Below are 9,963 nucleotides of genomic sequence, written 5' to 3' on the forward strand. Positions count from 1 at the left end.
TTGTCCTTTGTGCCTGCGCGGGATCAGTCCCGCGCCTTCTCCCGTTCAAGCCGCTGACGGGCAATGTCTTCGTTGGCCTCCGCCTTGCGGTCGGCGTACAGCGCCTCCTCGACGTAGGTGAGATGCCGCTCCACCGCCTTCCGGGCAGCGGCCGCGTCCCGAGCCTGCAGCGCGTCATTGATGGATCTGTGCTGCTCAAGCAAGGCCTCCCGCGTGTGCCGCTGACGGAACATGATCTTGCGATTGTAGAACACGCCCTCGCGCAGAAGCTGGTACATGGACCGCATCATATGCAGCATGATGACGTTGTGACTGGCCTCGATGATGGCCAGATGAAAGTCCGCGTCGAGCCGGGCCTCGTCGTCCGGATTGCGCTTGCCATGGGCGGCGCACATCTTGTCGAACAGCTGCTGGATGACCGCGAGATCAACGTCCGTGCCGTATTCGGCGGCCCGCTCGGCGGCGAGCCCCTCCATGTCGCGGCGGAATGACAGGTAATCGAAGACCGCCTCGTCGTGGCCCTTGAACAGCTGGATCAGGGCCTCGGAAAAGGCGCTGCCCAGCACGTCGGTGACATAGATCCCCGCACCGGCGCGGCTGGTGAGCAATCCGCGGTCCTGCAATTCGGCGATGGCTTCGCGCAGGCTCGGTCGGGACACGGCGAGCTGCTCGGCCAGGGCGCGTTCCGCAGGGAGCCGTTCGCCGGGACGCAGGATTCCACGCAGGATCAGCCGCTCGATCTGCCGCACCACGGCGGTCGAGAGCTTTTCGGGCTGAACGGGGCGGAAGGGCATGGCTCACCTGTCGAATTGGTCAAATGATATGACCAAAGGGCGCGAGGGGCAAGCCGGGCGCAAATTCCGTCAACGGAATTTGCAAAAATCCCCGAGTATTTTTGGTTGCGCCCCTACCAGCGATCCAGGGCAGCCTCGTCCTCGTCCTTCGCTGCGACCCAGGAGTCTCCGGACCCGCCGTATTCCTTCTTCCAGAAGGGCGCGCGGGACTTGAGGTAGTCCATGAGGTACTCCGCCGCCTCGAAGGCATCCTTGCGATGCGGGGCGGCGGTGGCGACCATCATGATCTTCTCGCCGGGAGTCATCCGGCCATAGCGGTGAATCACCAGCACATCCCCGAGCGACCAGCGCTGCACCGCCTCGGCGGCGATCGTCTGCAGCGCCTTCTGCGTCATGCCCGGGTAATGCTCGATCTCCATCGCGTCGAGGTCGCCCGACGCAAGGTCCCGCACGATTCCGGTGAAGGTCACCACGGCACCCATATCGTGGCGGCCGCTGGCAAAGGCCTCCGCCTCGTTGCCGAAGTCGAACGGGTCTTCCTGCACGACGACGCGCATGGCTCAGCCCCCGGTCATCGGCGGGAAGAAGGCGACTTCCCGGGCCCCCACGATGGAGGCGTCGAAATCCGTCAGGTCCTGATCCACGGCCACCCGTAGCGCCGTCAGGTCCGAAAAGGCCACGGCATATCGCTCCTCGCGGGCCGACAACTCCGCGACCAGTTCCGCCACGGTCCCGGCCGCGGTTTCCACCCGCTCCTTCGGCAGGCCGATGCGCTCGCGCACCCAGGCGAAATACAGCACGTCCATGTCAGCGTTCCTCCTTCAGGAAGGGCAGGGCCTTCCGGAAATAGTCCCACCCGGTGATCAGTGTCAGCGCTGCGGCGATCCACAGCAGGACCAGCCCGACATTCCCGGCCCAGACCATCCCGGCGTATTTCCAGCGCAGGCCCAGCCTATCCTCGACCTCGCCGTCAAGGATAGCCCCGACCATGGTCTCGTCCATGCCGAAGATGCTCATGCCGAGGTAATGTTCGAACACCCCCTGGGCAAACAGCACCGCGATCGCGGTCATCTGCAGCGTGGTTTTCCACTTGGCCAGTTGCGTGACCTTCAACGTCCCCGCCACGTCGCCGAGGTACTCGCGCAGACCGGAGACGAAGACCTCGCGGAACAGGATGAAGGTGGCCGGCAGGACCAGCCAGGGCGACATCGAGGAATAGCCGACGATGACCATGAGGGCGATCACCACCATGGCCTTGTCCGCTATCGGATCGAGCATGGCGCCGATCTTGGTCTGCTGCTTCCACGCCCGCGCGAGATAGCCGTCGAACCAATCCGTGATGGAGGCGGTCAGGAACAGCAGAAGCGCGGCCCAGTCCGCGTAGGGGCGGTGGAAATAGAGAAACATCACCGCCACGCCGGGCGCGGCGAGCAGGCGCAAGACCGTCAGGATATTGGGCAGGGTCCATTTCATCGCCCCTTACCTATCGCGGATCGGAGGACGGGGGAAGATGGCTTCAAATGGCGTATCTTCAATGCGTCTTTGCCTGTCGGGCGAGCAGGTCGACAAACGCGCCCCGGGCGGCGGGCAGTGGCGCATCGCCGAGGCTTGCAGCCAGATGATGCTCCAGGAAATGCCCGGTGGTGCCGAGCGCAGTCACGATCTGTGCATCCTCCGCCGCGCCGCGCCCCAGCAGGACCTCCGGCAGGGGCAGAAGCCGGTCGGCCCAGTCTCCGGCCCCGGCCCTCGACACCGCCCGCCCGCTCTTCGGCGAGACATAGACCAGGTCTTCCGTCGTGCCCGTCGCCGCGCAGCGCGTGAGGTCGAGCGCGAAGCCCATCTCTTCGAGCAGCGCCAGTTCCCAGCGCAGGTAGGCCAACGGCCAGAGATCCGGCTGGCCGAGCAGGTCCAGCAACGTCTCGCTGCGATGATAGAGCGGCGAGTGCGCCTCCCGCTCCGGCAGGCAGAAGGAGAGCAAGGCCAGAACCGCGTTCATGCCCGCAAGGGACAGGCGGCTGGCCATTGCCAGATGCGCACGTGCGCGCTCCGGCTCGACGGTTAACGCGCCTATGTGGTCGTCCAGCCGTGCCTTCCACGTCAGATCAAGCTGCGCCCCGGGTTGCAGATGCGGGGTCATCCGGCGCGATGTGCCCCCCCTCAAGACCCCGAAATGGCGCCCGTGCTCCGGGGTGAAGACCTCCAGGATCAGGGAGTTTTCGCCATGTTTTCGAGTGCCGAGCAGGATGCCCGTGTCGCGCCATTCCATGACGGCGACTATCGGTGGAAGATCGGTCCCTGACAAGGATTTGACTTGCGTGCCGCGCCGGTCTGCCCAAACTGGCCGCATGAGCCCGTACCCGCTTCACGCCCGTGTCCTCGCCGCGCTGATCGCCCTGCTCGCGGCGGCATCCGTGGTGATGAACAGCTATCTCGGCCTGTTGCGGCATCCGGACGGCGGCGTGCTGGCCGAAGCCTGGCGCAGCGGGCGCTACTTCACCATCCTGACGACTTCCATTGTCGCCCTGACCTTTGCCAGGGTGGCCCTGACGGGACGCCTGTCGCAGGGATGGGCCGGGGGCATCGCGCTCTGGTGTGCCATTGTCGGCATCGTCTACCACGCGCTTCTGGCCCGCGAGTTGTCGGGGCTGCGGCTCTGGATCGACCATGGCATGCATACGGCGGTGCCGCTTGGCGTGGCGGCATGGTGGCTGGCCTTCGCCGCGAAGGATGCGCTGAACTATCGCCATGCGCTGTACTGGCTCGGCTGGCCGGGCCTTTACATGGCCTATGCCCTGCTGCGCGGCGAGGTCGACGGGCGGCACCCGTATTTCTTTCTCGATCCGCCGCTGATCGGCTGGCCAAAGGTGCTGATGTGGATTCCGACGCTGGCACTGGTGTTCTGGCTGGCCGGTATGGGGCAGATCTGGATAGCCAAAAGGCTCAGCCGAGGCCGTCCTGATCGAGCAGATGCCGGCCCGAGCGGTCTTCAACCTCGATGACCCAAAGATCCGGATCGTAGCCGCGCTGACGCGCGATCGCCGCATCCACTTCCGCTTCCGGCCCGGACGCCAGTTCCGTCCAGACCCGCGCCCCGCTCATCAGGTCGAAACTGCGGGTAAACGCCCTTGCGGTCCCGTCGAGCGGCGATTGCTTCACCAGCACCGCCCCTGCCGTATCGTCTCCATGCGCCACGACAAACGCCGCGATGTCCGCGAACCGCAGCCGCGCGAGGTAGGCATCCACCCAGAACCGCGCCGTCAGCCTCGGTTCAGGCATTGCCGTCGCGGAAATCGAGGCCCATTTCGGAGTAGCGCTCTTTCTCTTCGAGCCAGTTCTCCCGGACCTTCACCTGCAGGAACAGGTGGATCTTGCGTCCGAGAAACTCCTCGAGTTCCTCCCGCGCCGCCTTGGAAATCGCCTTGATCGTCTCGCCCTTGTTGCCGAGGATGATGCCCTTGTGGCCATCCCGCGCGACATAGACGATCTGGTCGATCCGGGCGGAGCCGTCCTTGCGTTCCTCCCAGCTCTCCGTCTCCACAGTGAGCTGATACGGCAACTCCTGATGCAGGCGCAGCGTCAGCTTCTCCCGCGTCATCTCCGCCGCGATCATCCTCAGCGGCAGGTCGGCGATCTGGTCCTCGGGGTAGAGCCACGGGTGTTCCGGCAGTTCCCCGGCAAGCCAGACCTTCAGATCCTGCACACCCCGGCCCTTCTCGGCTGAGATCATGAAGGTCTTCACGAAGCCAAAAGCCGCGTTCATCTCCTGAGCCAGCCCCAGAAGCACATCCGGTTGCACCCGGTCGATCTTGTTGATCGCCAGCGCGATCCGCCGCCCCTTCGGCATATCCTGCAGGCCTTCGAGGATGCGCTTCACCCCTTCGGTGATGCCCCGGTGCGCCTCGATCAGCAGCACGATGATGTCCGCATCCGCCGCCCCGCCCCAGGCCGCCGCAACCATGGCGCGGTCGAGACGCCGCTTCGGCTGAAACAGGCCCGGCGTGTCGACGAAGACGATCTGGCTCTCGCCCTCGATGGCAACACCGCGAATGCGGGCGCGGGTGGTCTGGACCTTGTGGGTCACGATCGACACCTTCGCCCCGACCATGCGGTTGGTCAGGGTGGATTTGCCCGCGTTGGGCTCTCCGATCAGGGCGACGAATCCGGCGCGTTCACTCATGGGCGTGGTCCTCTGGGGTTCAAGCCTTGCGCTTTAGCGCGGATCGCGCCTTCGCGCCAGAGCGAGTAGACTCCGGCCCCGACGATCAGCGCCGCCCCGGCCAGCGTCATCGCGTCCGGGCGTTCGCCGAAGACGGCATAGGCGAGGATCAGCGCCACGATCAGCCGCGAATAGCGGAACGGTGCCACCACCGAGACCTCCCCGGTGCGCATGGCGGCGGTGAGTGCGGTATAGCCGACCACCCCGGCAATGGCCGTGCCGCAGATCAGAAGCGCAGCATGGGGGGATGGGAGCGAGGGCATTCCCGGCTCGAAAGCAATGATGACGCAGCCGGCAAAGGTCACGACGCCGAAGCCCAGCACGCCCAGTTGCGCCGAGCGCACATGCGGCGGACTGGTCCGCGTCGCCACGTCCCGCCCGGCAAAGCCTATCATGCCGAGGAGGGCAAAGATCGCGTTGGCCTCGATGCCCGCGGGTGACGGGCGGATGATGAGCAGGACGCCAAGAAAGCCGACCGTCATCGCTGCCCACCGTCTCGGACCGATCCTCTCGCCAAGGATCAGCCCGGCGGAGAGCATCACCACCAGCGGCGCGGCCTGCAGGATGGCGGAGGTGGTCGACAAAGGCGTGTAGGCGAGCGACAGGGCAAAGAAAAGCCGCCCGCAGATCTCGAACGCTGTGCGGATCAGCAGGCCTTTTTGCAAATACGCCGGGTCCCAGAGCGGCACGCCCTGCCGCCGTGCATAAACCGCGTAGATCGTCATGGCCATCAGCCCGAACTGCACCGTCCCGACTCCCGCCGTCACCCCGCCGGACCCGGTTGCTGCCTTGAAAAAGGCGTCTTCGATGCCGAAGCCGAGCATGGCCAGCATCATCCACAGGCTGCCTTTGAGGTTGTCGTGCATGGTTTCTCCGCGCGTTACCCCTTGCTGCTACAGCGGAACCTTCGCCGCGAGAAGGGGGCGCGGATGGAAAGGACCGCGTTAACTTTCTGGCAAGAATGTGGCTTCTCTAAAATCCGTGACAAAGTTATGCCTTATTTCAACGGACCCAGAACCTCGCGGGGGCAGGGCGGTGGGGCCGGAATGACCTTACGCACGCTGTTTCCCCTGGAGTCCGCCATGCCCCGCACCGCTCAGACCGACAATCCCTATGACCTGCTCGGCGTCTCCCCGACGGACGATTTCGGTGCGATCCGGGATGCGTGGAAGCGCTTGGTCAAGACCTACCACCCGGATGTCTGGTACGGCTCCGCCGAGGAGGCGACGCGGCGGCTGATGGCGGTCAACGACGCTTACGACCGGATCAGCGTGCTGCACAAGCGGGTGAAAGCGGAGGCAGAAAAGGCCCGGACAGAGCAGCGCCGCAAGCCGCAGGCAACCCGCAAGCCCCGCGCCGAGGCCCGCCTCGCCGAGCCGCAGCAGACCGCGCCGTCGCGTCCGCAGCGCCCGAGCCCCTATGCCGGTCATTTCGACTCTGCCCGCGCGGTATTCACCCGCCAGCCGGAAGGGAAGGTTCAGGCCTTCGCCTGATCCACACGCGCCAGCAGCGCCTTGGCGGCGGACTGCTCGGCCTGCCGTTTGCTGCCCGCCGTCGCTTCGGCGCTCTCGCCGGTGGCGAGCCGAGCCTCTATCGTGAAAATCGGGGAATGATCCGGGCCGCTCCGGCCGACCTCGACATAGGACGGCGGCAACAGGCCGCGTGCCTGCGCCCATTCCTGCAAGGCTGTCTTGGCGTCCTTGGCGTCCTCTTCCACATCGGCGATCCGCGCGCCCCAGAGCCGCAGGATCAAGTCCCGCGCCGCGTCGAAGCCGCCGTCGAGATACACCGCCGCAATCACCGCTTCCATGGCATCGCCCAGCAGCGCCATCTTGCGCCGCCCGCCGGTCTTCTGCTCCGACCGGCCCAGTTTCAGCGCCGCGCCGATGTCCACGTCCCGCGCCACATCGGCGCAGGTTTCCTTGCGCACCAGCGCGTTGAACCGTGGCGCGAGCAAGCCTTCGGTCGCCGCCTTGTCCTGCTCCAGCAGCGCCTGCGCCATGACAAGGCCGAGCACCCGGTCGCCAAGGAACTCCAGCCGCTGGTTGTCATCCCGCCCCGGTCCGGACATGGAGCCATGCGTCACCGCTTGCCGCAGCAGCGTGGGTTTCCGGAACGTGTACCCGAGCCGCTCTTCCAGAGCCCTGAGATCGGCGGAGACCTTCATGGCCGGCCTCAGTCGATGGCCTTGAAGAAGCGGTCGCTGCGCCAGGTCCAGAAGAACAGCATGGACTTGCCCGCCGAGGAGAACATGACCCGGTCCGCCCGGCCGATCAGGTTCTCGAACGGCACGAAGCCGACGCCGCCCGCGATATTCGGCACACGGCTGTCCGACGAGTTGTCGCGGTTGTCCCCCATGAAGAAGAAATGCCCTTCCGGCACGGTGTAGACGGAGGTGTTGTCCGAGCCTTGGTTGCCGATGTTCAGGATGTCATGCTCGACACCGTTCGGCAGGGTCTCGCGCTGGCGGGACTTCTTGCAGATGCCGCCGTCGCCGACCGGACCGTTCTCGCAGCGCGGACGCAGGCGCTGCGGTCCCTGCTCTTCCGCGACCTCCTCGAACACCCCGGCGTCCTGAACCTTGACCGGCGTGCCGTTGATGTAGAGCAAGCCGCCCTTCACCTGGATCTTGTCGCCGGGCAGGCCGATCAGACGCTTGATGAAATCGCGGCCCGAGACCGGGTGGCGGAAGACCACCACGTCGCCGCGCTTCGGCTCGGAGCCGAGCAGGCGCTTGTTGTCGCCGTCGAAGATTCCGCAGATGTCCGTGGCGTCGATGTTCAGGCCAAAGCGCGGCGCGATGATCGAGGGGCAGGAGGCGTAGGAATACCCGTAGGCCATCTTGTTCACGAAGAGAAAGTCGCCGATCAGCAGCGTGTCCTTCATCGAGCCGGATGGAATCCAGAACGGCTGGAACAGGAAGGTGCGGAAAACGCCCGCGATCAGCAGGGCGTAGACGATGGTCTTGATCGTCTCGACGATCCCGCCGCTCTTCTTTTCTTCGGTGGCCATGCGTGAAAAATCCCTTGCCCCTGCTACCTCGCGCTACATGAGCGCCTGCGCAGCGGGTGTCAAGCAAAGCACGGGCGGATCACCTCTGCGTGACGGGGCGGGCTTCGATGATCACCACCGCCTGCGCCCAGGGGTGATCGTCGGTCAGGGTGACGTGGATGATCGCCTCGTGTCCCTCCGGGGTCAGGCTGTCGAGCCGCTCCTTCGCCCAGCCTGTCACCGCCATGACCGGCTGACCGCTGCGCAGGTTGCGCACGTGCATGTCCTTCCAGGCAATCCCCATGCGCAGCCCGGTGCCGAGCGCCTTGGAGCAGGCTTCCTTGGCCGCCCAGCGTTTCGCATAGGTCCCGGCCACGTCGCGCCGCCGCTCTGCTTTCGCCTGTTCGATCTCGGTGAAGACGCGGTTGCGGAAGCGGTCGCCATACTTGTCGAGCACCCGCTGGATGCGGTCGATATTCGCCAGATCGGTGCCGATGCCGAGGATCATTCAGTTCAGCAGCCACGCGTCGATCTGCCCGGTCGCCTGATTCAGGACGATGCGCAGCGCGGTGTCGACGAACTGGTCGCCGCCGCCCGGCAGGGAGACCGGAAGCGTGAAGATCAGACCCTGCGCCGGGTCATAGTCTGCCTGCAGGGCGTCAAAGGTCATCCCGGCGAATCCCATCCCGTTCAGGCCGACAACCCGGCACTGCCTGTCGCCCAGTTCGTTGTGCGGCGGGGAGAGGATCAGAAGGTAGGCCCAGCCCGCGGCCGGCTCGATGGTGTCGAGCATCGCCAGCCGCACGGCGCCATTGGAGAAGGTCCGCGTGTAGGCCTCCCAGGGCTCCGGCAGGTTACGGGCGGAGGCTTGCCAGTCGCACTCCATGACCTGCTGGGCCGGGGCGAGGGTGGGCAGGGCGATGCAGGTGATCAGGGCGGCGAGACGGGTGAGCATGGGCGGTCCTTCCGATCCGGAACGGGTGTGAGGCGGGTGCTGACGGTGAATAGAATTTTAGTCTGAAATTCTTTTCACCGTCACGTCCGGTTTTCACGCCCTTGCGGCATCCATCAGCCGCCGCATTTCGCGGATGGCCGGGTCGAGGCCCATGAAGATGGCTTCCCCGATGATGAAATGCCCGATGTTCAGTTCCATCACCTCCGGAAAAGCCGCCACAGGCTGCACGGTTTCGTAGGTCAGCCCGTGCCCGGCATGCACTTCCAGCCCCAGACCGTGGGCATAGGTGGACATCTCCCGCAAGCGCTCCAGTTCGGCATCGCGCGCTTCGACCTTGCCCTCGGCGTGGAAGTCGCAATAGGCCCCGGTGTGCAATTCGATCACCTGCGCGCCGATACGATGCGCGGCGTCGATCTGTCTGCGGTCGGCGGCGATGAAGATCGACACCCGGCAGCCCGCTTCGCGCAGGGGCGCGATGAAATGCGCCAGGCGGTTCTCATCCTTGGCCACTTCCAGTCCGCCCTCCGTGGTCCGCTCCTCGCGCTTTTCCGGCACGATGCAGACCGCATGGGGGCGGTGGCGCAGGGCGATTCCCTGCATTTCTTCCGTCGCTGCCATCTCGAAGTTCAGCGGCACCGTCAGCGCCGCCATCAGCCCGTCGATATCGGCATCTGAGATGTGCCGCCGGTCCTCGCGCAGATGTGCGGTGATGCCATCCGCCCCCGCCGCCTCGGCGATCTTCGCGGCGCGGATCGGGTCCGGATAGGCGCTGCCGCGGGCGTTGCGCACGGTGGCGACGTGGTCGATGTTGACACCAAGGCGCAGGCGTCCGGCAAAGTCGGTCATCATATCCTCCATGGTCCTGCCCCAGACATAGGAGGTCCGGTGCCGGGCAAAAAGCGAAGAATTGTAGCGATACAGGGGGTTCGAGGGATTTCGCCGTGCTGGCGCACGGCGACCGGGGGGGGCGCGCGCGCCGCCCGGACGCGGTGTGCGACGCCCCCCCC

At 65.7% G+C, this 9,963-nt stretch carries 15 protein-coding genes; 2 read left to right on the top strand and 13 right to left on the bottom strand.

The features are described 5' to 3' along the window. Positions 1–23: 23 nt before the first annotated feature. From ACP159_RS02665 to recO, 5 genes are all read right to left on the bottom strand, one after another. Complete coding sequence (locus tag ACP159_RS02665; protein WP_425098073.1) at positions 24–794, bottom strand: FCD domain-containing protein; 771 nt, start codon at positions 792–794, stop codon at positions 24–26. Positions 795–907: 113 nt separating this feature from the next. Then, positions 908–1,351, bottom strand: a complete 444-nt coding sequence (locus tag ACP159_RS02670; protein ID WP_425098074.1) for a molybdenum cofactor biosynthesis protein MoaE — start codon at positions 1,349–1,351, stop codon at positions 908–910. Between the two features lie 3 nt (positions 1,352–1,354). Continuing rightward, positions 1,355–1,600, bottom strand: a complete 246-nt coding sequence (moaD, locus tag ACP159_RS02675) for a molybdopterin converting factor subunit 1 (RefSeq protein WP_425098075.1) — start codon at positions 1,598–1,600, stop codon at positions 1,355–1,357. Position 1,601: 1 nt separating this feature from the next. Next, a complete protein-coding gene (pgsA, locus tag ACP159_RS02680; RefSeq protein ID WP_425098076.1) occupies positions 1,602–2,267 on the bottom strand; it encodes a CDP-diacylglycerol--glycerol-3-phosphate 3-phosphatidyltransferase in 666 nt (221 codons plus the stop codon). A 58-nt stretch (positions 2,268–2,325) separates the two neighbouring features. After that, positions 2,326–3,060 carry a DNA repair protein RecO gene (recO, locus tag ACP159_RS02685; RefSeq protein WP_425098077.1) on the bottom strand — a complete coding sequence of 245 codons (735 nt, stop codon included), beginning with the start codon at positions 3,058–3,060 and terminating at the stop codon, positions 2,326–2,328. Between the two features lie 79 nt (positions 3,061–3,139). On the opposite strand from recO, the gene ACP159_RS02690 reads away from it, so the two are divergent. Beyond that, positions 3,140–3,793: a Pr6Pr family membrane protein gene (locus ACP159_RS02690; protein ID WP_425098078.1), complete on the top strand. Its 654-nt coding sequence runs from the start codon at positions 3,140–3,142 to the stop codon at positions 3,791–3,793. On the opposite strand, the gene ACP159_RS02695 is transcribed toward ACP159_RS02690, so the two are convergent. From ACP159_RS02695 to ACP159_RS02705, 3 genes are read right to left on the bottom strand one after another with little or no spacing between them, the layout of a single operon-like run. Further along, on the bottom strand, positions 3,735–4,070 hold the full coding sequence (locus ACP159_RS02695) for a DUF1491 family protein (protein WP_425098079.1): 336 nt from the start codon (positions 4,068–4,070) through the stop codon (positions 3,735–3,737). The two genes, ACP159_RS02690 and ACP159_RS02695, sit on opposite strands and share 59 nt — an antisense overlap. Further along, complete coding sequence (gene era / locus ACP159_RS02700) at positions 4,063–4,971, bottom strand: GTPase Era (protein ID WP_425098080.1); 909 nt, start codon at positions 4,969–4,971, stop codon at positions 4,063–4,065. The genes ACP159_RS02695 and era overlap by 8 nt, the downstream gene beginning before the upstream one ends. Then, positions 4,968–5,876, bottom strand: a complete 909-nt coding sequence (locus ACP159_RS02705; RefSeq protein ID WP_425098081.1) for a DMT family transporter — start codon at positions 5,874–5,876, stop codon at positions 4,968–4,970. Before ACP159_RS02705 ends, era begins: the two co-directional genes overlap by 4 nt. Positions 5,877–6,092: 216 nt before the next feature. Here ACP159_RS02705 and ACP159_RS02710 point away from each other — a divergent pair, with 216 nt between their 5' ends. Continuing rightward, positions 6,093–6,503, top strand: coding sequence for a J domain-containing protein (locus ACP159_RS02710; protein ID WP_425098082.1), 411 nt, complete (start codon positions 6,093–6,095; stop codon positions 6,501–6,503). Here the strand turns inward: ACP159_RS02710 and rnc are convergent. The 5 genes from rnc to ACP159_RS02735 form a co-directional block, all read right to left on the bottom strand. Beyond that, a complete protein-coding gene (gene rnc / locus ACP159_RS02715) occupies positions 6,488–7,177 on the bottom strand; it encodes a ribonuclease III (RefSeq protein ID WP_425098083.1) in 690 nt (229 codons plus the stop codon). The genes ACP159_RS02710 and rnc overlap by 16 nt on opposite strands. Before the next feature lie 8 nt (positions 7,178–7,185). Further along, complete coding sequence (gene lepB, locus ACP159_RS02720; protein WP_425098084.1) at positions 7,186–8,022, bottom strand: signal peptidase I; 837 nt, start codon at positions 8,020–8,022, stop codon at positions 7,186–7,188. Between the two features lie 79 nt (positions 8,023–8,101). Further along, a complete protein-coding gene (gene acpS, locus ACP159_RS02725) occupies positions 8,102–8,509 on the bottom strand; it encodes a holo-ACP synthase (protein ID WP_425098085.1) in 408 nt (135 codons plus the stop codon). Then, positions 8,510–8,956: a hypothetical protein gene (locus ACP159_RS02730; protein WP_425098086.1), complete on the bottom strand. Its 447-nt coding sequence runs from the start codon at positions 8,954–8,956 to the stop codon at positions 8,510–8,512. It lies immediately after the preceding gene. Positions 8,957–9,049: 93 nt separating this feature from the next. Continuing rightward, a complete protein-coding gene (locus ACP159_RS02735) occupies positions 9,050–9,802 on the bottom strand; it encodes a pyridoxine 5'-phosphate synthase (protein ID WP_425098194.1) in 753 nt (250 codons plus the stop codon). Positions 9,803–9,963: the final 161 nt, after the last annotated feature.

It is taken from the genome of Tropicibacter sp. S64, from assembly GCF_049803835.1.
Classification (GTDB): domain Bacteria; phylum Pseudomonadota; class Alphaproteobacteria; order Rhodobacterales; family Rhodobacteraceae; genus Pacificoceanicola.

Coding starts and splice junctions, on each gene's coding strand:
- lepB (WP_425098084.1), bottom strand. CDS start 8,022: ATGGCCACCGAAGAAAAGAAGAGCGGCGGGATCGTCGAGACGATCAAG.
- ACP159_RS02735 (WP_425098194.1), bottom strand. CDS start 9,802: ATGACCGACTTTGCCGGACGCCTGCGCCTTGGTGTCAACATCGACCAC.
- moaD (WP_425098075.1), bottom strand. CDS start 1,600: ATGGACGTGCTGTATTTCGCCTGGGTGCGCGAGCGCATCGGCCTGCCG.
- ACP159_RS02665 (WP_425098073.1), bottom strand. CDS start 794: ATGCCCTTCCGCCCCGTTCAGCCCGAAAAGCTCTCGACCGCCGTGGTG.
- rnc (WP_425098083.1), bottom strand. CDS start 7,177: ATGAAGGTCTCCGCCGATCTCAGGGCTCTGGAAGAGCGGCTCGGGTAC.
- recO (WP_425098077.1), bottom strand. CDS start 3,060: ATGGAATGGCGCGACACGGGCATCCTGCTCGGCACTCGAAAACATGGC.
- era (WP_425098080.1), bottom strand. CDS start 4,971: ATGAGTGAACGCGCCGGATTCGTCGCCCTGATCGGAGAGCCCAACGCG.
- ACP159_RS02690 (WP_425098078.1), top strand. CDS start 3,140: ATGAGCCCGTACCCGCTTCACGCCCGTGTCCTCGCCGCGCTGATCGCC.
- ACP159_RS02670 (WP_425098074.1), bottom strand. CDS start 1,351: ATGCGCGTCGTCGTGCAGGAAGACCCGTTCGACTTCGGCAACGAGGCG.
- acpS (WP_425098085.1), bottom strand. CDS start 8,509: ATGATCCTCGGCATCGGCACCGATCTGGCGAATATCGACCGCATCCAG.
- ACP159_RS02695 (WP_425098079.1), bottom strand. CDS start 4,070: ATGCCTGAACCGAGGCTGACGGCGCGGTTCTGGGTGGATGCCTACCTC.
- ACP159_RS02730 (WP_425098086.1), bottom strand. CDS start 8,956: ATGCTCACCCGTCTCGCCGCCCTGATCACCTGCATCGCCCTGCCCACC.
- ACP159_RS02705 (WP_425098081.1), bottom strand. CDS start 5,876: ATGCACGACAACCTCAAAGGCAGCCTGTGGATGATGCTGGCCATGCTC.
- pgsA (WP_425098076.1), bottom strand. CDS start 2,267: ATGAAATGGACCCTGCCCAATATCCTGACGGTCTTGCGCCTGCTCGCC.
- ACP159_RS02710 (WP_425098082.1), top strand. CDS start 6,093: ATGCCCCGCACCGCTCAGACCGACAATCCCTATGACCTGCTCGGCGTC.